This window comes from Enterobacter cloacae complex sp. P17RS, assembly GCF_014895885.1.
GTDB lineage: Bacteria > Pseudomonadota > Gammaproteobacteria > Enterobacterales > Enterobacteriaceae > Enterobacter > Enterobacter bugandensis.
In genome coordinates, this window is record NZ_JADBQK010000007.1 from 1 (window position 1) to 22,451 (window position 22,451).

The following is a 22,451-nucleotide window of genomic DNA, read 5'->3' on the forward strand; positions in this document are numbered from 1 at the left end:
AGATTAAAGTCTACTGTTGGGCTAAAAACCAATTGTCGAAAAAATTAAACTTCTGTAAATTTCGCTTCAGCAAGTGAGAGGGTGAAAACAAAGTTATCGAATAAATATCTTTGCGTTCTGCTTACTGCACGTTGGAAATGAGATGTCTGGCGCAAAAAATAAATGGCCTAAATCCATCTGGATGTTGCTGCCTAAATTTCGGTAATTTATAAAGTTATTAAGGAAATTAAATCATGAAAAAGAATATTATTGCTGCTGCTTTCGCTGCGACTGCTGCTCTGACCATGTCTAATGCATTCGCTTCTGCTGGTACCGTTAATTTCACCGGTGAAATCATCGACGCAGCGTGCACCGTTGACGCGGGTTCGGTAAACCAGACCGTTGATCTGGGCCGTTACAGCAAATCTGAATTTACCGCTGCTGGCGATAAAACCGCTGCGACTAAATTCTCAATCGTGCTGACCAACTGCCCGGCAACCGTAACAGGCGCAACCATCAAGTTTGACGGTTCTGCGGACCCAGCAAACTCCAACCTGCTGGCTGTAACCGGTGGCGCAACGGGCGTTGCTATTAACCTGATGACGGCTGACAGCCAGGACCTGCCGCTGGCGGGCGTTAACTCCCACGTTTACAGCCTGGCTGAAACTGTACCAAACACGCTGGACTTCTTTGCTCAGTACGAAGCAACGTCAGCAACTGTTGGCGTAGGTCCAGCAAACGGTGTAGCTAACTTCTCCGTTAGCTACCAGTAATCTTCCTGACCGGAAAAATATATGAGGGCCGGTATACGGCCCTTTTTTATCGAGGTGTAAAATGAATTTTCTTAGCAAAACTTTAATTGCCTGCGCAGTAATTTCAGCAAGCGTGTCCGCCGCCAATGCGGGTGTTATTATTGGCGGAACGCGTGTCGTCTATGATGGCAATAAAAAAGAAGCTTCCATTGATGTTAACAACCCGGATAAGACGCCGTACCTTATTCAGTCATGGGTTGAGACATTAAATGGTGGCGCTGAGAAAGCTCCTTTTATTATTACCCCTCCGTTGTATCGACTCGATGGTGGTCAGCAAAACATTGAGCGTGTCGTGGTGACTGGCAACTTGCCGCAGGATAAAGAAAGTCTCTACTGGCTGAATATTAAAGCGATACCGTCAGCGCCCAAAAAAGATAATACGCTGCAAATAGCGATTAAAACGCGCATTAAGCTGATATACCGTCCTGCAGGCTTAAAGTCTCAGCAGCCGCAGGAGTTGAGTCATCAGTTAACCTGGCGTCGAAATGGTAATCAACTTCAGGTTACCAACCCAACCAGCTATGTCATTAACTTTAATGAAATCAGTCTGGGCGGTAAAAAAATTGAAAATGTTTCGTATGTACTTCCTGGGGAATCAATGAATTTCACGCTACCTGCTGGCGCTAACTCAACCTCTGTTAATTATAAAGTCATTAATGATTATGGAGCGGTGAGTGACGTACAAAGCGCAAGCTTGTGAAAATAATTGGTTTTGGAATGTCGTTTCCAAGGTGACGTGAATGATGATAGTAAGGGAATATAATAATTTTAAACCTGCGCGATTGGCTTTATTGATTGCATTTGCCCTTGCTGGCTCAATGCAGAATGCCATGGCGCGTGATTACTTCAACCCGGACCTGGTTGAGCTCGATAATCCGCAAAATGGAGGTAAAGCCGATCTCGCTGCGTTTGAAGCGGGCTCGCAGGCGCCGGGAACTTATCACGTCGATGTGATGCTGGATAACGAACTTGTTGATACGCGCGATATCGAATTCAAAACCTCTGGTGCTCCCAATGATGAGGGGAAATTAGAACCTTGTCTGACCGTGGAGCAGCTTAAAGAGTGGGGCGTAAAAACCGAGCTTTTCCCGGCGCTTGCGGTGGACAACGAACGTTGTGCAAACCTGCACGCGATACCTTCCGGATCCACTGAATTCCAGTTTGGCGCACAGCGTCTGCTCATCAGCATTCCACAGGCGGCGATTTCTCGTCAGGCCCGCGGATACGTTCCACCAGAACAGTGGGATGACGGAATCACGGCTGCACTGCTCAACTACAGCCTGAGTGGCGCTAACAACCGCTCGCACAACGGGAGCAGTGATACCAGCAACACGCAGTACGCTAATTTACGTCCGGGAATCAATATCGGGCCATGGCGTCTGCGCAATTACACGACCTGGTCACGGGATGAAGATGGCAAGGACAAATGGGACAGCGTATATACCTACGCCCAGCGCGCGATCGTTCCGTTAAAAGCGCAGATGACCCTCGGGGACAGCACTGCTCCTGCCGATGTCTTTGACAGTATGCCGTTCCGCGGTGCGCAGCTGGCCTCAGATGATGACATGCAACCTGACTCCCTCAAGGGGTACGCACCCGTCGTCCGCGGTATCGCGCGTACCAATGCGCAGGTCATTGTCCGTCAGAATGGGTATGAGATTTACCAGACCTACGTTGCGCCTGGCGCCTTCGAGATCACGGATATGTATCCGACCGGGGGGGCAGGCGATCTGCAGGTAACAATTAAAGAGGCTGACGGTAGCATTCAACAATTCACCGTCCCTTATGCTTCACTGCCCGTACTGCAGCGTGAAGGCCGATTCAAGTACGCCGTCACGGGTGGGCAATATCGTTCCTATAACGGTAGCGTAGACAAGACACCGTTTGCGCAAATTACGGGCATCTATGGCTTACCGTATGGCTTAACGGCGTACGGCGGTGGTCAAACGTCGAGTCACTACCAGTCGATCGCTGCCGGTATGGGCAAGAATATGGGTGACCTCGGCGCAGTTTCTGTCGACGTCATTCAGGCATGGTCCACCCCACAAAATCTGCCGAGCGATAGCGGCCAGTCCTGGCGAGCACGCTACAGTAAGAACTTTGTCAACACCGGCACTAACTTTGCTATTGCAGGCTACCGCTATTCGACCAAAGGCTTTTACGGTATGCAGGAAGTGCTTGATTCATATGGCGATAACGGTGTGATGCAAAACAGACGTCGTAACCGTATGGAGCTGACGATGAACCAGTCTCTGGGCGGTTCATTAGGCTCGATCATGGTGAGCGCCGTTCGCGAAGATTACTGGAACTCCGGGCGAGCGATGGAGTCCTGGAGTCTGGGGTATAACAATTTCTGGAACGGCATCAGCTACGGTTTGACGTATACCTCAACGCGTAACGGGACGCCTGGTACCTACGGTAACCCTACGAGCTATGACAAAGACCGGATGGTGGCGTTTAACATCAGCGTGCCGCTGGATAAATTCCTGCCGCAGACGTGGGCAAACTACAGCGTTAATAACAGTAAAAATAGCGGAACGACTCATACGGTTGGCATCAACGGGACCGCGCTGGAAAACAATGCCCTGAACTGGAACGTTCAGCAGGGCTATGGCAGCGATAATGTCGGATACAGCGGCAACGTAAACGGTGATTACAAGGGTACCTATGGTGAGGTGACGGCAGGGTACAGCTACGACCAGAACAATGAGCGTCTGAACTACGGAATCCAGGGCGGGGTCATTGCGCATGCTGACGGCGTGACGTTATCGCAACCGCTGGGTGAAACGAACGTCCTGGTTAAAGTGCCTGGGGCGAAAGGTCTGACAGTGCGAAACCAAACGGGCGCGAAAACGGACTATCGGGGATATACAACGGTAAATAACGTCAACGTCTACCGTAAAAACGATATCGTAATCGACCCAGAAAGTATGTCCGATGATGTAGAACTGGATCTCACGACCCGGACCGTTGTGCCGACTCGCGGAGCTATTGTTCGCGCTGAATATACTGCCAACGTTGGTCAGCGTGCATTGTTTACGTTATTGCGCGGTAACGGACAGCCCATTCCCTTTGGGGCGATTGTCAGCGTGGGTGGTATTAAAAATAGCGGCTTTATTGTCGGCGATAATGGGCAGGTTTATCTCACAGGCTTAGGCGAGAATGTCGACCTTATCGCGCAATGGGGTGAGGGTAGTGATAAGCAGTGTAAAGCCTCATACGTTTTAAAACCTTCCGATGTTAAAAATAACATTGCGGTTGTCAGTACTGTTTGTCGATAGGAAACAAAATGAATCTGCTTAAAATTTTTTTGCTGTTGATTTTGACGTTAATATCCATAGAAAGCTTTGCTGGCTGCACAAACAATATCTCTGCGCAAAACTTTAATTTAAATTTTAGTAACATTACTGCGCAGCGTGATGTGGCGCCGGGAACGGTTGTTGCTGCACAATCGGGTATTTACAATGTGAATTACTCATGTACTGATTCTGCGAATACTTACCAGGAAGCGATGAGCGGAAGTTCACTGGGGAACAGCCTCTATGATATAGGAGTGAGTGGCTATGGTGTGCGTGTTTCAGAAAATGATACAGGCGGCGGTTTCCACCACTACTTTCCAATGTCGTTCACTATTGGCAGCTATAGTGCGTCTTATATGTATAAAGTTGAGTTGGTAAGGACAACCGCTCCCGCTGTATCCGGTGCACTTCGCAGTGGACAAATTGCTAACGTATCTATTTCGAACCAATTTTTCATCGCGACATGGAATATTACTGGAGGGAGCATTACAACACTTGCGTGTAGTACTTCTTCGGGAGCGCTGAGTTTCCCAATAGGTAATATCCCCGCGACAAGCTTTGGTTCAACAGTAGGTTCTACGCCAGCCAATGCTCAGGTTACCCAGACTCTCGGACTAACGTGCAATCCTGGAGCAAATATCAATATTTCTTTGAGTGGACAGCAAAATCCTGATGTGGTCAATACAAGTGTTTTAGCCTTATCGGGTCAAGGGGGGCCGGGAGTAGCGCAAGGTGTCGGGGTGCAAATATTATATGGAGGTACACCTCTCAATCTTAATAATACTGTTTTCCTTAAGCAATCTGGCGGTGGGTTGGAGTCATTCCCAATCGTGGCACGTTATTATCAGACTAAATCAGCTGTTTTACCCGGAACAGCAAATGCAACAGCAACGTTGAACATTACCTATCAATAAGGGGATAAATGTGAATATTAAATGTTTAGTCCTGAGCTTGTCCGCAATGATACCGATTTTGTCTTATTCAGCAGATGCGGTAAATATTAACGTGACTGGTAATATCGTGGCATCACCCTGTATTGTCAACGGAGGAGCAAACAGCCTTTATGTTGATTTAGGTAATATTCAGGCAACAGCACTCGCAGCTCCTGGCTCATCATCTACTGCAGTGCCGTTTACATTGACAGTCACAAACTGCCCAACAGGCACAAGTACTGTCAGAGCAGATATTGGTGGTCTTGCATCCCACGACTCACCTAACCTTTATGAGAATTCAGGTACGGCAGGGAATGCCTCTGTTGTTTTGTATGATGGCGTAACTGGTGATTATTTAGGTCCTGGCACTACAGTCTTTAAAACTGTCCAGAGCGACCGTACAGCATCGATGGCGTTTAAAGTTGGCGCATATTCTCTTCATGGTAATACAACGCCTGGTTCAATTAATACGGCGATAGTTATTACAATGAGTTATCAATAAAGACTAGATCATATGAATAATAAACTCTTTTTATTTGCCTTCCTCCTGAGTTCAGCCCCTTTAATTACCTGCGCTGATACCACTATCATTGTTACTGGCCAGGTCATTGCCAGCCCGTGTGTCGTTGACATGGGCACCGTTTCTAAAGTGGTCAATCTGGGGGAAGATACAAAGCAGAATCTCATCAATGCCGGTGACGGTGGCGTCTGGTCTGACTTTGATCTGCTGGTGCAAAATTGTCCCGCAGGCACCACCAGCGTAACGGCCAAATTTACCGGTAATGCAGATACGCAAGATCCCACGGCATGGAAAAACAGCGGAACCAGCAACAATGTTGCATTACGTATCGCCAGCAGGGATCATGCGACAACATATAGCGTAAACAGCACAATGCAGGTCAACGTCGATAACAGTACGCGCAGCTCGACATTTCCCCTGTCAGCGAGAATGTTTACGCCGCAGGGAAATTCCACTGCTGGAACTTTCCAGTCAGTAATGAACGTTGATTTTACCTATCAGTAACGGCTGAAATATCTTTTTTAAAATAATAAGTTTGAGACATTCATGTTGATTAATTCCTTGCTTGAGCATGCTATATGCGGTGTTCGGTTCCAGCCTATCTATTCTTCACAGGAAAAGAAGATAAAGGCTTGGGAGATGCTAAGTACCTTACGTCAGGGAATTGATTGCGAAACGTTTTTTGAAAAGATGTCTTTAAGTGCAAGCTCTCGTTTGCTGCGCTGGCAGTTGCGTATAATTCCTCTGTGTGAAGAGGATGATGACTATTTTATTAACGTCCCCGCAAGATTATTATGCCAATCAGAATTGGTCAGTGAAATATTGCCCAGCCTGCGTTCTGGTATCGTTATTGAGGTACAAGATCCGTGCAATTTTATTTTGCTAACAAATGAAGAGCGAGAGAGTTTTGATATAATGCATCAGAGAATAAAAAAAACAGGTGCAAAGATATGGTTGGATGATGTTAGAAGTGAGCATTTAGCGCCGCTGGGTGAACGTATTTGCATATTTGATGGTGTTAAAGTAGATAAAAAGAGCTTGTGGGAAAACAGATTGACTCCCCGGGCCTTACAATCAATGATAGCCTACTGCGCTATGATGGTAGATCAGGTGCTTATTGAAGGCATCGAAAATAACGAACTGTTTTCTTTGGCTCAGAATACTGGATGCAATTTAATGCAGGGATTTCTTTGGCCTGAAAAAAAGTTGAGTATCGATTATGTCTCGGTCTGATAAATGATAAATGTTTTAATTAAAGAAGATGATTTTTTATATCACCATAGCCTCAGGTCATTTGTTGAAGATTTTTTTAACAATGAATATACAAAAAAAGTCAATTTTCTCAATGGCTATGATGTGGAGAATATTGCTCGGGCGGAAATAATCGTTTATGCGTTCAGCAAGGGCGAACATTATACCTGTTTCCCGGAATTAAAATGTGCGCGTAAATGCGTCATAATTGGTATTACCGAAGCGGAAGAGCCATCGTCATCGTTTTTACCGTTCTGCATTCAGCAGACCTTTTTTGTGTCGCGCTCAGCGTCACTCTATCTGTTGAAGAGGGTATTGCGCCAGGCCTGGAGTGCATACAGTGCGCCCATTATCCCTGTCCTTTCAAAAGCCTGTTTAAGCTGTAAGCATAAAACGTTATCACAGCGTGAGCTCAATATTATGGCCGGTCTTTTCAAGGGGGAATCCGTCAAAAACATAGCCAGGGAGATGATGCTTACGCCAAAGACGATCTATGCCCATAAGTATGCGGTTATGCATAAGTTTAACCTGAGCAGTGAGCATGAATTGCTGGAGCTCCTGAACCGCTTGCTTGAAAAGCGCTGTAACCCCAATTTGTTTCGTGATGCATTAGATCTGTTTCATTAGGGAATTACCCGGCCAAAAAGATGATCATTCTGGTGCCGGGTAAACCTGATGCTATTTACGCTGTTCCTCAGACGTTCGCCGCGCTCATCAGCCGCGACTTCATGGACTGATACGCCGACGCTGCATAGTCCTCCGCCCAGTGCTGATCCTCAATGGCCTCCAGTTGCACCGCACAATATTTTGTCTCCGGCGTTTTTGATACGGGGTCGAGATTATCCTGCGTCAGCTCGTTGCAGGCCCCGATCCACCATTGATAGGTCATATAGACCGCCCCGGCGTTGATGCGCTCGCTAATGCTGGCGCGGGTGATCACTTTACCCCGGCGCGAACGTACCCAGACCAGTTGACCGTCGCTAATACCTAGTCTGTCCGCATCGGCAGGATTCACCTGCACCCGTCCCGGCTCATCGGCGAGGCTTTGCAGCGCGGCGCAGTTACCCGTCATCGAGCGGCAGGAGTAGTGCCCAACTTCGCGTACCGTGCAGAGTACCAGCGGATAATCATCATCGGGCGTCTCGGCCGGCGCGCGCCACGGTGCGGCAAAGAGCTGCCCTTTACCGCTCGGGGTATCGAACTGATTATCTTTGTAAAGGTACGGCGTGCCGGGGTGATCGAGCGTCGGGCACGGCCACTGCACGTGGCCCATCTCGCCCATTTTTTCATACGTCACGCCGTAGAAGAGCGGGCACAGCTCGCGCATTTCATCCCAGATCTGCTGGTTATCGTCGTAATGCATCGGATAGCCCATCTCGGTGGCGAGCAGGCTGATGATCTCCCAGTCGCGCTTCACGTTGCCTTTGGCCTCAATAGCCTGGCCAAAACGCTGGAAACCCCGGTCGGCGCAGGTAAAAACGCCGCCGTGTTCGCCCCATGAGGTGGCAGGGAGCAGAACGTCCGCCACTTCCGCCGTTTTTGTCATAAAGATGTCCTGAACCACCACGAAGTCAAGCGCCTCGAAACCGCTGCGGACCAGGCCGAGATCGGCTTCCGTCTGCAGCGGATCTTCCCCCATGATGTAATAGGCTTTGACCTTGCCTTCCAGCGCAAGGTGAGGCACTTCGGTAATGCGCGTTCCGACGCGATCGTCCATGTTATTGACGTCAATCCCCCAGGCATCGGCGAACTTCTGCCGGACAGCCGGATCGGTCACATCCTGATAGCCGGGGAACATATTCGGCAGAACGCCCATATCGCAGGCGCCCTGAACATTGTTTTGCCCGCGCACGGGACCGACACCGACGGCAGGGCGGCCGAGGTTGCCGGTCAGCAGTGCCAGGCTGGAAAGCCCTTTGACGACATCGACGGCCTGGCCAAACTGGGTCACGCCCATTCCCCACATTACGGTGGCGGAAGGGGCCGCCGCGAAGGTGCGCATTGCCTGACGAACGTCGCGGGCGGGGATGCCGGTGAGGTGTTCTACGCGCTCTGGAGCATACTCTTTCACCGTCTGCCGATAGGCCTCAAGTCCTTCGGTAAACCGCGCGACGTAGTTCTTGTCGTACAGATCTTCTTCCAGAAGCACATAGCCAAAGGCGTTCACCAGCGCCATGTTGCTACCGTTCTTCAATTGCAGATGCTGATCGGCAATGCGCGCCGTTTCGATGCGGCGCGGGTCGCAGACGATGATTTTCGCGCCGTTTTCACGGGCTTTTAGCACGCGCCGGGCGACGATAGGGTGGGAGTCTGCGCAGTTATAGCCAAATACCAGCAGGCATTTGGAGTGTTCAATATCGTTGATAGAGTTGCTCATTGCACCGTTGCCGAGGGTCTCCTGAAGTCCGGCGACGGAAGGACCGTGACAAACGCGCGCGCAGCAATCGACGTTGTTGGTGTGCAGCACCGCGCGGGCAAATTTTTGCATCACGTAGTTGGTTTCATTCCCGGTACCGCGCGACGACCCGGTGGTCATAATCGAACGCGGGCCGAACTGGGCTTTAATGCTGCTGAGCTTCTGGGCGGTGTAGCGGATAGCCTCTTCCCAGGTCACGGGAGTGAATGTCTCTCCCTTGCGGTAGCGGATCATCGGCTGGGTCAGGCGTGGGGTGAGCAGGCGGGTATCGTTAAGGAAATCCCATCCGTAAAATCCTTTCAGGCATAGCGTGCCCTGGTTTGTGGCCCCCTCTGCCGCTTCGGCACGGATGATACGGTTATTCTCAACGACAAGGTTTAGTTTGCAGCCTGCACCACAGTAAGGGCAGACGCTGGCGATTTTTTTCATCAATAACAGACCTGTTAAGAAATGAAGCAAAATGACTGGTAAGCCCAGTCCCGTAACAGGGAGTAAGCAGAAACCATGCCATCTTTATAACGCTTCTTTACAGGGGGTTATGAAGAGAGGGGGGTGTCATCGTCAGCATGTTCGACAATTCTGACGATGACACGATCGCTGAATGGCAGGGCGTTTAAACGTCATCCATGGTGTAGCCCACAACGATCTCAAGCGTCTTACGAATAACATCCGCCTGCACAACGTCTCTGGTCGCTTCCAGCGTCTGAATGAGCCACAGGATGATCGCTTTATTGGAAATATGACCTTCAGAGGCCAGAACACAGCGTACTGCAGTAGAAAAAATAGCGGACTCTTCAGCAAAACGATCGCCTGCGTGACGGAAATATTCCGCCAGCGCACTGTCTAAAAAAGCAGAGTGGTATTCGGGTTGAAGCTGAATATTTTGTCTCATTTGTTCTCACCGTAGCTGTTAAAATGCAGTCAATGTATTTTTTTGGGATCGGACGGCTTTCCCTTTCCAAACAACGACACTACATTGCCTCTGTTATCATTGAGAGGTCCCTCTCTGCTCATTCGTCCTTGCGCGGTTCTGCGACGTTTTAATCCGAGGCTTTTTGATCCGATATCGGCAATCGCCTTCGCCAGTGTCTCCCGCCGCCGGGGATTCTTTTCATGTGTTTTCATCTGCCGCAGACGCTGAACCAGAGCTTCAGTTGTAACGGGGCCACGCTCTCTCAAAAGAGAAAGAACGGCTTCGCCAATCAGCTGATCGGTCAGTTTGTCTGCGTCACTGCTGTTCATCACGTTATCGTTCGAAGAGCAAGCCAAGCAGCATATGGTAATGCTGTTCCTCTTCGGGGCCCTCGGCCCTTTCAAGGCGACTTAACAGTTTGGTACAGAGCGATTTGCGATTGAGATTTCGCCCGTCGCTAAGGATCTCAACAACGACCTGACCCAGCGTTTCCTGTTGGGTGGGAAGCGTGGCTTTTTCGAAGTACTGTGCGATTGCTGCTGCGGAATCTGCGACGTAACCTTTCTGCTGCATGTTTCGCTCCTGTAAAATTTTGTAATCAGTAACGTTACATTTAAGGTATACACTTTTTCTAAATCTGTACATTAAAAATGTACAGATTTTTAATAAAATCAGGATATATTTTATAAATACTCTATTTTTCAATTAGTTGTTTGTTGTTCATGAAACGGTAATGCTACAGAATATATTGTACAAATCGCACAGCCGCTGTTAAGTTGTACAACACTTGTGAGAGTGCCATTAACGGGCGTAAATGATTGAGATGTAAATTATTTGTGAGGCAATTAATGTGCTATAAGAGAAGTCTCTCCACATGTTTTTGTGGTCAAAACCCTTAACCCCCAGGAATCGCATGCTTACAACCATCATTTACCGCAGTCATATCTGCGAGGACGTTCCAGTGAAAGCACTGGAAGCTATGGTCGCTGCTGCAAATAATAAAAACCGGCAAGCCAACGTCACGGGGATCTTGCTGTTTAACGGCACACATTTTTTTCAGTTGCTTGAGGGGCCAGTGGAGCATGTTTCTGCTATTTATGAGGAGATCTGCAACGACCCGCGACACCATAACGTAGTCGAACTGATGCGCGATCACGGCCCCGTCCGGCGTTTTGGCAAGGTGGGGATGGAGCTTTTTGATTTGCGCCAGTTCGACAGGAATGAGGTGCTGCAACAGGTGCTGAACAAGGGAACAACACGCTATCAGCTGACTTACAATGACCGTCCGCTGCAGTTTTTCCGTACCTTTGTCGAGGCCACGGAAAAAGCTAACTATTTTGAACTGCCGCCTGCGGATTCCTGGGAGTTTGTTCGCGAAGAAACACGCTTGTCAGCGCAACCCGAGGTGGTCGCGAAAGGAGCGGATTGCAGCTTTGCTTTCCAGCCGATAGTCGATCCGTTTATGCAGCAGGTCGTCTCCTGGGAGGCACTTCTCCGCACGCCTGACGGCGGCGCACCGGGGATCTACTTTGCCAATCTGCCGCGTGACGACGTGTATACCTCTGATTTGCACAGCAAGCAGGTGGCCCTCTCAATGGCCAGCGCACTCGGGTTGCAGAACCAGACGTTATCCCTCAACCTGCTGCCTATGACGCTGGTTAACATTCCTAACGCCGTTGATTTCCTGCTCACCGCGATTGGAGCAAACGGTTTTGTTCCTGAGCAAATTGTGGTGGAGTTTACCGAAAGTGAAGCCATTTCCCGTTTTGACGAGTTCACGGATTCAGTCAGACAGCTAAAAAGTGCAGGCATCAGCGTGACGATCGATCACTTTGGTGCCGGCTTTGCGGGACTACAGCTACTGGCCCAATTCCAGCCCGACAGAATTAAGATTAATCGCGATCTCGTCGCGAACGTGCATAAAAGTGGCCCTCGACAGGCCATCATTCAGGCGATTATCAAATGCTGTTCCTCGCTTGAAATTCAGTTCTGCGCGGTCGGCGTGGAGAAGGCAGAAGAGTGGATGTGGCTGGAATCTGCGGGCATTTCCCAGTTCCAGGGCCATCTGTTTGCAAGCCCCCGGCATGGCGGAATTCCGGCGATTGCATGGCCGGAGAAGAAATTCGATTTTTGATAAAGCTGTACAAAATTCGGCAGACTTAGCTGTACGAGAAGCAAACTTTAGACAACAATGTATTAACAGGTGAAGGGAGAACGACCCCTTTCACCTGAGCAAAATGCGGTCTTAGTTATACAAATGGTTTGTACAATCTGATAAGGTTGGTGTAGTTAGGTATGGAAGTTCTGAGCGTGAGGGAGTTAATGGCCTATTACAGTATCGGCGAAGTGGCCGAACGATGCGGTATCAACCCCGTTACGCTGCGTGCCTGGCAGCGACGTTATGGATTGTTGAAGCCGCAGCGCAGCGAAGGGGGTCATCGTCAGTTTGACGATGAAGATATCCTGCGTATTGAAGAGATCAAACGCCTGATGAAAAGCGGCGTTTCGGTCGGAAAAGTAAAAGCCTTGCTGGAAAATAAAGAAGTCCTGACTCAGGGTAACTGGGTCTCGCTCCAGGAAGAGATGATGACCGTTCTGCGTTATGCCAGCCCGGCAAAGCTGCGCGCCAAAATCGGTGAGTTCCGCCGGGAGCATGCCATGGATGCGCTGATTGATAACATCATTTCCCCCGTCCGCCAGCGAATGAATCAGGATCAAAATACTGTACGCCACATGGCGAGCATGCTTGACGGCGTCCTGATTGAATTCGCGGTTCTAAGCCTGGCGGAGTCGCGCAAGAAAGCGGGTAAAGATGCGTTGCTTATCGGCTGGGAATGCGATGACCGTACCCATCTTTGGCTTGAAGCCGCGCGGCTGGCGCAGCAAGGCTGGCACATTGACGTGCTGGCGGACCCGATTGATTCTCCGCGTCCTGAACTTTTCCCGGGGCAAAAAATCTTCGTCTGGACGGGAAAAACGCTAACACCGCGTCAGCAGGAACAGCTCGACCACTGGCGTGAGCAGGGTTTTAGCGTTTCATTTCACCAATAATAATCAGAGGCCTTGAGGGCCTTTTATTGTTTTAGACACTTCCAGAACAAAAGCTATCTCAAAAATAGGCATTTCCGATACATATTTTACTTTTCCTCTCTTCGCTGTTTTCTACAACAGATAATCCATTAATTTTCAAAGTATTGAACAATTAAATCCATCCCGCCCGCATCTTCTGACAGGGTCTATGCTTAATAAAAGTAGACAAAAAGGGCGGTTTAGCCGAATGCCCCTGCTGACAGAGGGTTGAAGTGATAATCGTTATCACTAACATGGTGTTATGCCCTGATGGCTAATCAGATGAGGTGGACCTATGGAACTGCATTCAGAAACCTTCAATCCTGCCGATTTTGCCTGGCGAGGATTAACGCTCACGCCTGCGGCGGCGGCGCATATCCACGAGCTGGCGGCAAAAAATCCCGACATTCTCGGCGTGCGCTTAGGCGTTAAGCAGACCGGCTGCGCGGGCTTTGGCTACGTGCTGGATACCGTCACCGCACCGGAAAAAGATGACCTGGTGTTTGAAACCGACGGCGCAAAGCTGTACGTCGCGCTGCAGGCTATGCCGTTTATCGATGGAACCGAAGTGGATTACGTGCGGGAAGGTTTAAACCAGTTATTCAAATTTCATAACCCGAAAGCCCAGAACGAATGCGGCTGCGGCGAAAGCTTTGGGGTATAGGCGGTACTATGTCTCGTAATACTGAAGCAACGAGTGATGTAAACACCTGGAGCGGCGGACACCTCAACTATAAAGAGGGTTTTTTCACGCAGCTGCAGACCGACGAGCTGGCGAAAGGCATTAATGAAGATGTGGTGCGCGCCATTTCGGCCAAACGTAACGAGCCCGAGTGGATGCTCGAATTTCGCCTGAGTGCGTTCCGCGCCTGGCTGGAGATGGAAGAGCCGCACTGGCTGAAAGCCCACTACGACAAGCTGAACTATCAGGATTACAGCTACTACTCCGCACCCTCCTGCGGCAGCTGTGACGATACCTGCGCCTCGCAGCCCGGCGCGGTCCAGCAGACCGGTGCCGAGAACAGCTTCCTGAGCAAAGAGGTTGAAGAGGCGTTTAACCAGCTGGGCGTGCCCGTGCGCGAGGGGAGAGAGGTGGCGGTAGACGCCATTTTCGACTCCGTCTCGGTGGCGACCACCTACCGTGAAAAGCTGGCCGAGCAGGGGATCATTTTCTGCTCCTTTGGCGAAGCCATTCATGACCATCCCGATCTGGTGAAAAAGTACATCGGCACCGTGGTACCGAGCAACGATAACTTCTTCGCCGCGCTGAATGCCGCGGTAGCCTCTGACGGCACCTTTATCTACGTGCCGAAAGGCGTACGCTGCCCGATGGAGCTCTCCACCTATTTCCGCATCAACGCCGAAAAAACCGGACAGTTTGAACGCACCATTCTGGTAGCGGACGAAGGCAGCTACGTCAGCTATATCGAAGGGTGCTCCGCCCCGGTGCGCGACAGCTACCAGCTGCACGCGGCGGTGGTAGAGGTCATCATTCACAAAGACGCCGAGGTGAAATACTCCACGGTGCAGAACTGGTTCCCCGGCGACGGCAATACCGGCGGTATCCTGAACTTCGTCACCAAGCGCGCGCTGTGCGAAGGCGAAAACAGCAAAATGTCCTGGACGCAGTCGGAAACCGGCTCCGCTATTACCTGGAAATACCCGAGCTGTATTCTGCGCGGGGATAACTCCATCGGTGAGTTTTACTCGGTGGCGCTGACCAGCGGGCATCAGCAGGCCGATACCGGCACCAAGATGATCCACATTGGGAAAAACACCAAATCGACGATTATCTCGAAGGGGATCTCCGCCGGGCATAGCCAGAACAGCTATCGCGGGCTGGTGAAAATCATGCCGACGGCCACCAACGCGCGTAACTTCACCCAGTGTGATTCAATGCTGATCGGTGCCGACTGCGGGGCGCATACCTTCCCGTACGTCGAGTGTCGCAACAACACGGCTCAGCTGGAGCACGAGGCGACCACGTCGCGTATTGGGGAAGATCAGCTCTTCTACTGCCTGCAGCGCGGCATCAGCGAAGAAGATGCCATTTCGATGATTGTGAACGGCTTCTGTAAGGACGTGTTCTCTGAACTGCCGCTGGAATTCGCCGTTGAAGCACAAAAACTCCTCGCCATTAGTCTTGAACACAGCGTCGGTTAAGGAAAGCACATGTTAAGCATTAAAGATTTACAGGTTAGCGTGGAAGAGAAAGCGATCCTGCGCGGTCTCAATTTTGACGTCAAGCCGGGTGAAGTTCACGCCATCATGGGGCCGAACGGCTCCGGGAAAAGTACGCTTTCAGCGACGCTGGCGGGACGCGAAGATTACGAAGTGACAGGCGGCTCGGTCGAATTTAACGGCAAAGATCTTCTGGAGATGTCGCCGGAAGACCGCGCGGGCGAGGGCATCTTTATGGCCTTCCAGTACCCGGTGGAAATTCCGGGCGTCAGCAACCAGTTTTTCCTCCAGACGGCGCTGAATGCGGTGCGCAAGTATCGCGGCCAGGAGGCGCTGGATCGCTTCGACTTCCAGGATCTAATGGAAGAGAAGATCAAACTGCTGAAAATGCCAGAAGACCTGCTGACCCGCTCGGTCAACGTCGGCTTTTCCGGCGGCGAGAAAAAGCGTAACGATATCCTGCAGATGGCGGTGCTGGAGCCCGAGCTGTGCATTCTGGATGAGACCGACTCCGGTCTGGATATCGACGCCCTGAAGATTGTCGCCGACGGGGTGAATTCCCTGCGCGACGGCAAGCGCTCGTTCATTATTGTCACCCACTACCAGCGCATTCTGGACTACATCAAGCCGGACTACGTCCACGTGCTTTACCAGGGACGTATTGTGAAATCCGGTGATTTTACGCTGGTTAAACAACTGGAGGAGCAGGGTTATGGCTGGCTTACCGAACAGCAGTAATGCGCTCCAGCAGTGGCACCGGCTGTTTGAGGAGCAGGGTAATACGCGCTCCGAGCAGGCGCAGCAGCACCTGCAGCAGATGCTGCGCCTCGGCCTGCCGACGCGGAAGCATGAGAACTGGAAATACACCCCACTCGACGGCCTGCTGAACGGCGAGTTTGTGACGCGTCTGGCGGAGATTGACCCGGCCCGGCGCGACGATCTGGCGCTAACGGTGGATGCGGTGCGTCTGGTCTTTGTCGACGGCGTCTGGCGTCCAGAACTGAGTGACGACGCCCGGGATAGCGGGTTCGATATCGTCATTAACGACGACCGCCAGAGCCTGAGCGCCCCGGTTCAGCCGGAAGTTTTCCTCCACCTGACCGAGAGCCTGGCCCGCAGCGTGACGCATATTCAGGTCAAGCGTAACCAGCGTCCGGCAAAACCGCTGCTGCTGATGCACATCACACAGGGCGTGGAGGGCGATGAGATCAACACCGCGCACTATCGCCATCACCTTGAGCTGGCGGAGGGGGCGGAGGCCACGGTAATCGAACATTACGTCAGCCTCAACGAGACCCGTCACTTTACCGGGTCGCGGCTGACGATGAACGTTGCCGCCAATGCGCAGCTTCATCACATTAAGCTGGCGTTTGAGAATCCGCAGAGCCACCATTTTGCCCATAACGATCTTCTGCTGGGCCAGGATGCCGCGGCGTACAGCCACAGCTTCCTGCTCGGCGGCGCGGTGCTGCGCCACAACACCAGCACGCAGCTTAACGGTGAAAACACTACGCTGCGCATCAACAGCCTGGCGATGCCGGTGAAGGCAGAAGTGTGCGACACACGCACCTGGCTTGAGCACAACAAAGGCTACTGCAACAGCCGCCAGCTGCACAAAACCATCGTCAGCGATAAAGGGCGGGCGGTGTTTAACGGCCTGATTAACGTGGCCCAGCACGCCATCAAAACCGACGGGCAGATGACCAACAACAATCTGCTGCTGGGGCGCCTGGCGGAAGTGGACACCAAGCCGCAGCTGGAGATCTACGCCGACGACGTAAAATGCAGTCACGGCGCGACGGTCGGTCGGATCGACGACGAGCAGATGTTCTACCTGCGCTCGCGCGGCATCGACCAGCAGGCGGCGCAGAAAATGATCATCTACGCCTTTGCGGCGGAGCTTACGGAAGCGCTGCACGATGGCGTATTGAAGCAGCAGGTGCTGGCCCGCATTGGTCAGCGTCTGCCCGGAGGCGAAGTATGAGTTTTCCCGTAGAGAAAGTGCGGGCCGATTTCCCGGTTCTGACCCGTGAAGTGAACGGCCTGCCGCTGGCCTATCTCGACAGCGCGGCCAGCGCGCAGAAGCCGAATCAGGTGGTGGATGCGGAAGCCGAGTTCTATCGCCACGGCTACGCCGCCGTGCATCGCGGTATTCATACCCTGAGCGCCGAGGCGACCCAGCGCATGGAAAACGTGCGCACGCAAATTGCAGCCTTCCTCAATGCACGCCTGCCGGAAGAGCTGGTATTTGTGCGCGGCACAACCGAGGGGATTAACCTCGTCGCCAACAGCTGGGGCAACGCCCAGGTGCGCGCGGGGGATAACATCATCATCACCCAGATGGAGCACCACGCCAATATTGTGCCGTGGCAGATGCTCTGCGAGCGTGTCGGCGCACAGCTGCGGGTCGTTCCGTTGAACGACGATGGCACGCTGCAGCTGGAGCAGCTTGACGCCCTGCTGGACGATAAAACGCGGCTGGTGGCGGTCACCCAGGTCTCTAACGTGCTGGGCACCGAAAACCCGGTGACAGAGATTATCGCAAAAGCCCATCAGGCCGGCGCGAAGGTGCTGATTGACGGCGCGCAGGCGGTGATGCATCACGCGGTGGACGTGCAGGCGCTGGACTGCGATTTCTACGTATTCTCCGGGCATAAGCTCTATGGCCCGACCGGGATTGGCGTGCTGTATGTGAAAGAGGACATCCTGCAGGCGATGCCGCCGTGGGAAGGGGGCGGATCGATGATCGCCACCGTCAGCCTGACGGAAGGGACGACCTACGCCCGTGCGCCCTGGCGTTTCGAGGCGGGCACCCCCAACACCGGCGGGATTATCGGCCTGGGGGCGGCGGTGTCTTACGTCTCCGCAATCGGCCTCGACGCCATCCAGGAGTACGAACAGCTGCTGATGCACTACGCGCTGCAGGAGCTTGCCAGCGTGCCGGACCTTACCCTGTATGGCCCGGCTGACCGACAGGGCGTGATTGCCTTTAACCTGGGGAAACACCACGCCTATGACGTGGGCAGCTTCCTCGATAACTACGGCGTGGCCGTCCGTACCGGGCACCACTGCGCCATGCCGCTGATGGCCTTTTATCAAGTGCCGGCAATGTGCCGCGCATCGCTGGTGATGTATAACACAATGGAAGAGGTCGACAGGCTGGTGGCGGGGCTTAAGCGCATTCACCAGCTGCTGGGCTAAGAAGAGGCAAAAGATGGCAGAACTGCCGGACAGAGACAAATTGCTGCGCAACTTTGGGCGCTGTGCAAACTGGGAAGAGAAGTACCTTTATATCATCGAGCTGGGGCAGCGTCTGCCGCCGCTCGGAGAAGAGGCGCATAACCCGGAAAACATTATTCAGGGCTGCCAGAGCCAGGTGTGGATTGTGATGGAGCAGTCTGACGACGGCACTATCGCCCTGCACGGCGACAGCGATGCGGCCATTGTAAAAGGGCTGATTGCGGTCGTATTTATTCTTTACCACCGGATGTCGGCGCAGGATATCGTCGCGTTCGATGTCCGCCCGTGGTTTGAAAAAATGGCCCTGACCCAACACCTCACCCCGTCCCGCTCCCAGGGGCTGGAAGCGATGATTCGCGCCATTCGCGCCAAAGCTGCAATCCTTAGCTAGACTTACAGAACAGCATTCATTCTGTTTCGCGAGGTGGTTCCCGCCTCGCTGGTTTTTCAGCTTTCTGGCATCCTGCCAGTGAATAAGGAATCTCAGCATGAAGCGCGCGTCTCTAATAACTCTATTACTCCTCAGTTCGCTCGGTACGTTTAATTCGGCCCGCGCGATGGACTATCCGTTGCCGCCCGCAGGCAGCCGTCTGATTGGGCAAAATCAAACCTACACGATACAGGAAGGGGATAATAAGCTTCAGACTATCGCCCGTCGGTTTAATACGGCGGCGCAGGTGATCCTTGAAACGAACAATACCATTGCGCCAGTAAACCCGGCGCCGGGTACCGTTATCACCATCCCGTCGCAGATGTTGCTGCCGGATACCCCGCGCGAAGGCATTGTGGTTAACCTGGCCGAGCTTCGGCTCTACTACTTCCCACCGGGAGAAAATATTGTCCAGGTCTTCCCGCTCGGCATCGGACAGCTGGGGCTGGAAACGCCGGTGAGCACCACCCGCGTCAGCCAAAAAATCCCTAATCCAACCTGGACGCCAACGGCGGGCATCAGAGCGCGTTCCCTGGCCCAGGGAATTAAATTGCCACCCGTCGTCCCGGCGGGGCCAAATAACCCGCTGGGGCGCTATGCGCTGCGTCTGGGAATTGGTAATGGGGAATATCTTATTCACGGCACCAGCGCGCCGGACAGCGTAGGTCTGCGCGTCAGTTCCGGCTGTATGCGAATGAACGCCCCGGATATTAAAGCCCTGTTTGAACAGGTGCGGGTCGGCACGCGGGTACAGATCATCAACGAGCCGGTGAAATTCTCGGTTGAGCCGGACGGTAAGCGCTATATAGAGGTCCACCGTCCGCTGGCGCAGGTGGAGGGCGAGAACCCGCAAATTTCGCCCATTACCCACTCGGCAGACTTTGCCACCTTTGTTTCTCAGGCCGGAAGCGATAAGGCGTTAATTGATAAAGCCCTGGCGCGCCGTGCCGGGATCCCGGTTGTCGTATCCGCGGGTAGCGGCCCGTCGGCCAGCAATAGCGTGTTGTCAGTGCAGAACAGCCGGGTGTCTGCTGCGGTAGCAGAAGAGGAAGGGGAAAAGGTAACGCAGTAGCAGTTTGACGCAGGCAAAAAAAATGGCGCACAATGTGCGCCATTTTATTAACAGGTACTATTACTTACGGTATTTAGTAGCCTGGTTGTCCAGACGCTGGTTAGCGCGAGCTGCGTCGTCTTTAGCAGCCTGAACGTCGGAACGCATTGCGTTCACGTCGTTGCTCAGCTGGTCAACTTTAGCGTTCAGAGTCTGAACGTCAGAAGACAGCTGATCGATTTTAGCGTTGCTGGAGCAACCAGCCAGCAGAGTAGAACCCAGGATTACCGCGCCCAGTACCAGTTTAGTACGATTCATTATTAATACCCTCTAGATTGAGTTAATCTCCATGTAGCGTTACAAGTATTACACAAACTTTTTTGGGTTGAGAATATTTTTTTGATGGGAATACGCCTATTTTTGATCGTTCGCTCAAAGAAGCATCGAATCAGTGCGTTTTGAGTAAAAAGCTATGTAAAAAAAGGCATTTTTCATCGGATTCATCTTAGATAAATCGCATTTAAATAGAAAAACCCGATTTGCTTTTTGAATGAATTTGGCTAATGCCGGGAATAAAAAAAGCGCCCATTGGGCGCTTTTTATCAAATTTAATTCGTTCGAGAATTATTACAGCACGTGAACGGAGGCAGTATTGGTTGTTCCGCTTGGTACCAGAGCACCAGAAACCATTACAACCACGTCGCCCTTCTGCGCCAGACCGCTTTCCAGAGCCATTGCTTTACCCTGAATGTAGAAATCGTCAGTAGAGGCGATCTCTTTGACCAGGTGCGCAACCACGCCTTTGCTCAGCACCAGCTGACGTGCGGTGGTTTCGTTGGTGGTCAGGGCCAGGATGGTGGCATCCGGGAAGTATTTACGCACTGCGCGCGCAGATTTACCGCCCTGGGTCGCAACAACAATCAGTGGCGCTTCCAGTTTCTCAGCGGTTTCTACCGCACCGCGGCATACTGCTTCAGTGATGCGCAGCTTGCGGCTGTCGTTGTTGAAGTCCAGACGGCTGGTCATCACGCGGTCAGTACGTTCGCAGATGGTCGCCATGATGCCGACCGCTTCCAGAGGGTATTTCCCTTTCGCGGATTCACCGGACAGCATTACTGCATCGGTACCGTCGAGGATGGCGTTCGCCACGTCGCCTGCTTCAGCGCGGGTAGGGCGTGGGTTTTTGATCATGGAGTCCAGCATCTGCGTGGCGGTGATAACCACTTTACGCGCGCGAACACATTTCTCGATCATCATCTTCTGTGCGAAGATCACTTCTTCAACCGGGATTTCAACGCCCAGGTCGCCACGAGCAACCATGATGCCGTCAGACGCTTCGAGGATTTCGTCGAAGTTGTTCAGGCCTTCCTGGTTTTCGATTTTGGAGATGATCTGGATCTTCTCGCCGCCGTGGGCTTTCAGGTGCTCACGAATTTCAACCACGTCGGAACGCTTACGGATGAAGGACGCCGCAACGAAATCAACGCCTTGCTCACAGCCGAAGATCAGGTCCTGTTTGTCTTTCTCCGCCAGTGCTGGCAGCGCGATAGAAACGCCCGGCAGGTTAACGCCTTTGTTTTCGCCCAGGTCGCCGTTGTTCAGCACTTTACAGATAACTTTGTTACCTTCGATAGCGGTGACTTCCATACCGATCAGACCATCGTCGACCAGCACAGTGTTACCCACGGACAGATCGCTGGTGAAGCCTTCATAGGTGACCGCAACGATTTCGCTGTTACCAACAACGGATTTGTCGGTAGTGAAGGTGAAGGTCTGGCCCGCTTTCAGAGAGACGTCGTTACCGCCTTCCAGTTTGATGGTACGGATTTCCGGACCCTTGGTATCGAGCAGGATCGCCGCTTTTTTACCGGTCTTGCTCATCACGTTGCGCAAGTTCTGGATACGCTGACCGTGTTCTGCGTAGTCACCGTGGGAAAAGTTCAGACGCATCACGTTCATGCCGGCATCCAGCATTTTGCTCAGCATCTCTTCGGATTCGGTTTTCGGGCCGATAGTACAAACAATTTTCGTCTTTTTCATGACAGTCTTAGTCTTTAAGTTGGGAAGGATATGGAAATCTCGCTCCGGGGGCGCACCGCCGCGGAGTCAAACCTGTGTTGCAAAAGAGTATATGACACGCACTAAGGATAGGAGACATCAAATGAGCGTGCAGAAGAAAGTGTGCCTGAGTGACAGCCCAACGAAGGAGAGGAGAAGTTGTACGTTGTTTTTTGTATTCCAAGCGCTGAAACCATTCACCAGGGATTTGGCGCGCATTATACGCTAATTTTAAGATAAAAGGAAAATGGAAACGGTGTTTCAGAATTAATCAATGCCGTTTCACATAATATTGTTATC

General features: G+C 52.1%; 23 protein-coding genes. 17 read left to right on the top strand and 6 right to left on the bottom strand.

The annotated features are described in order from the left end of the window. Window positions 1-233 precede the first annotated feature (233 nt). The 8 genes from IM265_RS07560 (at window position 234) to IM265_RS07595 (ending at window position 7,420) form a co-directional block, all read left to right on the top strand. Window positions 234-752 (top strand): fimbrial protein, encoded by a 519-nt coding sequence (locus tag IM265_RS07560; protein ID WP_100170423.1) that lies wholly within the window; start codon window positions 234-236, stop codon window positions 750-752. Between the two features lie 61 nt (window positions 753-813). Next, window positions 814-1,491: a molecular chaperone gene (locus IM265_RS07565; protein ID WP_028012853.1), complete on the top strand. Its 678-nt coding sequence runs from the start codon at window positions 814-816 to the stop codon at window positions 1,489-1,491. Window positions 1,492-1,531: 40 nt separating this feature from the next. Further along, the gene (locus IM265_RS07570; RefSeq protein WP_226839363.1) at window positions 1,532-4,072 is read left to right on the top strand and encodes a fimbria/pilus outer membrane usher protein; all 2,541 of its coding nucleotides are present in this window, start codon (window positions 1,532-1,534) and stop codon (window positions 4,070-4,072) included. Window positions 4,073-4,080: 8 nt separating this feature from the next. Next, window positions 4,081-5,004, top strand: coding sequence for a fimbrial protein (locus tag IM265_RS07575; protein WP_193031212.1), 924 nt, complete (start codon window positions 4,081-4,083; stop codon window positions 5,002-5,004). Between the two features lie 10 nt (window positions 5,005-5,014). Beyond that, window positions 5,015-5,524, top strand: a complete 510-nt coding sequence (locus IM265_RS07580) for a fimbrial protein (RefSeq protein WP_126326128.1) — start codon at window positions 5,015-5,017, stop codon at window positions 5,522-5,524. A 12-nt stretch (window positions 5,525-5,536) separates the two neighbouring features. Further along, entirely contained in the window at window positions 5,537-6,046 is a 510-nt protein-coding gene (locus IM265_RS07585; RefSeq protein WP_193031214.1) for a fimbrial protein, read from the top strand. 42 nt (window positions 6,047-6,088) lie between these two features. Continuing rightward, window positions 6,089-6,775 (top strand): EAL domain-containing protein, encoded by a 687-nt coding sequence (locus IM265_RS07590; protein WP_193031216.1) that lies wholly within the window; start codon window positions 6,089-6,091, stop codon window positions 6,773-6,775. A gap of 3 nt (window positions 6,776-6,778) precedes the next feature. Continuing rightward, entirely contained in the window at window positions 6,779-7,420 is a 642-nt protein-coding gene (locus IM265_RS07595; protein ID WP_100170421.1) for a LuxR C-terminal-related transcriptional regulator, read from the top strand. 67 nt (window positions 7,421-7,487) lie between these two features. Here the strand turns inward: IM265_RS07595 and fdhF are convergent, their stop codons facing one another. The 4 genes from fdhF to ycgZ all read right to left on the bottom strand — a co-directional run bounded on the left by fdhF (window position 7,488) and on the right by ycgZ (window position 10,695). Further along, window positions 7,488-9,638: a formate dehydrogenase subunit alpha gene (fdhF, locus tag IM265_RS07600; RefSeq protein ID WP_193031218.1), complete on the bottom strand. Its 2,151-nt coding sequence runs from the start codon at window positions 9,636-9,638 to the stop codon at window positions 7,488-7,490. 184 nt (window positions 9,639-9,822) lie between these two features. Beyond that, on the bottom strand, window positions 9,823-10,101 hold the full coding sequence (locus IM265_RS07605) for a biofilm development regulator YmgB/AriR family protein (RefSeq protein WP_047368383.1): 279 nt from the start codon (window positions 10,099-10,101) through the stop codon (window positions 9,823-9,825). Window positions 10,102-10,130: 29 nt separating this feature from the next. Next, window positions 10,131-10,451: a hypothetical protein gene (locus tag IM265_RS07610; protein WP_047368384.1), complete on the bottom strand. Its 321-nt coding sequence runs from the start codon at window positions 10,449-10,451 to the stop codon at window positions 10,131-10,133. A gap of 4 nt (window positions 10,452-10,455) precedes the next feature. Next, the gene (ycgZ, locus tag IM265_RS07615; RefSeq protein ID WP_028012861.1) at window positions 10,456-10,695 is read right to left on the bottom strand and encodes a regulatory protein YcgZ; all 240 of its coding nucleotides are present in this window, start codon (window positions 10,693-10,695) and stop codon (window positions 10,456-10,458) included. A gap of 340 nt (window positions 10,696-11,035) precedes the next feature. Between ycgZ and IM265_RS07620 the strand changes: the two genes are divergently transcribed. From IM265_RS07620 to IM265_RS07660, 9 genes are all read left to right on the top strand, one after another. Further along, on the top strand, window positions 11,036-12,256 hold the full coding sequence (locus tag IM265_RS07620; RefSeq protein ID WP_047368385.1) for a diguanylate phosphodiesterase: 1,221 nt from the start codon (window positions 11,036-11,038) through the stop codon (window positions 12,254-12,256). 188 nt (window positions 12,257-12,444) lie between these two features. Next, complete coding sequence (locus tag IM265_RS07625) at window positions 12,445-13,173, top strand: MerR family transcriptional regulator (protein WP_193031220.1); 729 nt, start codon at window positions 12,445-12,447, stop codon at window positions 13,171-13,173. 313 nt (window positions 13,174-13,486) lie between these two features. Beyond that, window positions 13,487-13,855, top strand: a complete 369-nt coding sequence (sufA, locus tag IM265_RS07630) for a Fe-S cluster assembly scaffold SufA (RefSeq protein ID WP_193031227.1) — start codon at window positions 13,487-13,489, stop codon at window positions 13,853-13,855. 8 nt (window positions 13,856-13,863) lie between these two features. Continuing rightward, a complete protein-coding gene (sufB, locus tag IM265_RS07635) occupies window positions 13,864-15,354 on the top strand; it encodes a Fe-S cluster assembly protein SufB (protein ID WP_028012865.1) in 1,491 nt (496 codons plus the stop codon). A gap of 9 nt (window positions 15,355-15,363) precedes the next feature. Further along, on the top strand, window positions 15,364-16,110 hold the full coding sequence (sufC, locus tag IM265_RS07640) for a Fe-S cluster assembly ATPase SufC (protein ID WP_041910384.1): 747 nt from the start codon (window positions 15,364-15,366) through the stop codon (window positions 16,108-16,110). Then, on the top strand, window positions 16,085-17,356 hold the full coding sequence (gene sufD, locus IM265_RS07645; protein WP_193031229.1) for a Fe-S cluster assembly protein SufD: 1,272 nt from the start codon (window positions 16,085-16,087) through the stop codon (window positions 17,354-17,356). Before sufC ends, sufD begins: the two co-directional genes overlap by 26 nt. Further along, a complete protein-coding gene (sufS, locus tag IM265_RS07650) occupies window positions 17,353-18,573 on the top strand; it encodes a cysteine desulfurase SufS (RefSeq protein ID WP_028012868.1) in 1,221 nt (406 codons plus the stop codon). Before sufD ends, sufS begins: the two co-directional genes overlap by 4 nt. A gap of 13 nt (window positions 18,574-18,586) precedes the next feature. Further along, on the top strand, window positions 18,587-19,003 hold the full coding sequence (sufE, locus tag IM265_RS07655) for a cysteine desulfuration protein SufE (protein WP_028012869.1): 417 nt from the start codon (window positions 18,587-18,589) through the stop codon (window positions 19,001-19,003). A gap of 97 nt (window positions 19,004-19,100) precedes the next feature. Continuing rightward, window positions 19,101-20,114, top strand: a complete 1,014-nt coding sequence (locus IM265_RS07660) for a L,D-transpeptidase family protein (protein ID WP_028012870.1) — start codon at window positions 19,101-19,103, stop codon at window positions 20,112-20,114. 60 nt (window positions 20,115-20,174) lie between these two features. Here the strand turns inward: IM265_RS07660 and lpp are convergent, their stop codons facing one another. Continuing rightward, on the bottom strand, window positions 20,175-20,411 hold the full coding sequence (lpp, locus tag IM265_RS07665; protein ID WP_001082307.1) for a murein lipoprotein Lpp: 237 nt from the start codon (window positions 20,409-20,411) through the stop codon (window positions 20,175-20,177). A 309-nt stretch (window positions 20,412-20,720) separates the two neighbouring features. Beyond that, entirely contained in the window at window positions 20,721-22,133 is a 1,413-nt protein-coding gene (pykF, locus tag IM265_RS07670) for a pyruvate kinase PykF (RefSeq protein ID WP_014883536.1), read from the bottom strand. Between the last annotated feature and the right edge of the window lie 318 nt (window positions 22,134-22,451).

Bases quoted from the DNA above. Each gene is read 5' to 3' on its own strand.
- sufE (WP_028012869.1), top strand. From the start codon at position 18,587: ATGGCAGAACTGCCGGACAGAGACAAATTGCTGCGCAACTTTGGGCGC.
- sufS (WP_028012868.1), top strand. From the start codon at position 17,353: ATGAGTTTTCCCGTAGAGAAAGTGCGGGCCGATTTCCCGGTTCTGACC.
- IM265_RS07595 (WP_100170421.1), top strand. From the start codon at position 6,779: ATGATAAATGTTTTAATTAAAGAAGATGATTTTTTATATCACCATAGC.
- IM265_RS07570 (WP_226839363.1), top strand. From the start codon at position 1,532: ATGATGATAGTAAGGGAATATAATAATTTTAAACCTGCGCGATTGGCT.
- IM265_RS07610 (WP_047368384.1), bottom strand. From the start codon at position 10,451: ATGAACAGCAGTGACGCAGACAAACTGACCGATCAGCTGATTGGCGAA.
- IM265_RS07565 (WP_028012853.1), top strand. From the start codon at position 814: ATGAATTTTCTTAGCAAAACTTTAATTGCCTGCGCAGTAATTTCAGCA.
- IM265_RS07605 (WP_047368383.1), bottom strand. From the start codon at position 10,101: ATGAGACAAAATATTCAGCTTCAACCCGAATACCACTCTGCTTTTTTA.
- IM265_RS07560 (WP_100170423.1), top strand. From the start codon at position 234: ATGAAAAAGAATATTATTGCTGCTGCTTTCGCTGCGACTGCTGCTCTG.
- IM265_RS07575 (WP_193031212.1), top strand. From the start codon at position 4,081: ATGAATCTGCTTAAAATTTTTTTGCTGTTGATTTTGACGTTAATATCC.
- IM265_RS07585 (WP_193031214.1), top strand. From the start codon at position 5,537: ATGAATAATAAACTCTTTTTATTTGCCTTCCTCCTGAGTTCAGCCCCT.
- ycgZ (WP_028012861.1), bottom strand. From the start codon at position 10,695: ATGCAGCAGAAAGGTTACGTCGCAGATTCCGCAGCAGCAATCGCACAG.
- sufD (WP_193031229.1), top strand. From the start codon at position 16,085: ATGGCTGGCTTACCGAACAGCAGTAATGCGCTCCAGCAGTGGCACCGG.
- IM265_RS07620 (WP_047368385.1), top strand. From the start codon at position 11,036: ATGCTTACAACCATCATTTACCGCAGTCATATCTGCGAGGACGTTCCA.
- IM265_RS07660 (WP_028012870.1), top strand. From the start codon at position 19,101: ATGAAGCGCGCGTCTCTAATAACTCTATTACTCCTCAGTTCGCTCGGT.
- pykF (WP_014883536.1), bottom strand. From the start codon at position 22,133: ATGAAAAAGACGAAAATTGTTTGTACTATCGGCCCGAAAACCGAATCC.
- sufC (WP_041910384.1), top strand. From the start codon at position 15,364: ATGTTAAGCATTAAAGATTTACAGGTTAGCGTGGAAGAGAAAGCGATC.
- sufA (WP_193031227.1), top strand. From the start codon at position 13,487: ATGGAACTGCATTCAGAAACCTTCAATCCTGCCGATTTTGCCTGGCGA.
- IM265_RS07625 (WP_193031220.1), top strand. From the start codon at position 12,445: ATGGCCTATTACAGTATCGGCGAAGTGGCCGAACGATGCGGTATCAAC.
- lpp (WP_001082307.1), bottom strand. From the start codon at position 20,411: ATGAATCGTACTAAACTGGTACTGGGCGCGGTAATCCTGGGTTCTACT.
- IM265_RS07590 (WP_193031216.1), top strand. From the start codon at position 6,089: ATGTTGATTAATTCCTTGCTTGAGCATGCTATATGCGGTGTTCGGTTC.
- sufB (WP_028012865.1), top strand. From the start codon at position 13,864: ATGTCTCGTAATACTGAAGCAACGAGTGATGTAAACACCTGGAGCGGC.
- fdhF (WP_193031218.1), bottom strand. From the start codon at position 9,638: ATGAAAAAAATCGCCAGCGTCTGCCCTTACTGTGGTGCAGGCTGCAAA.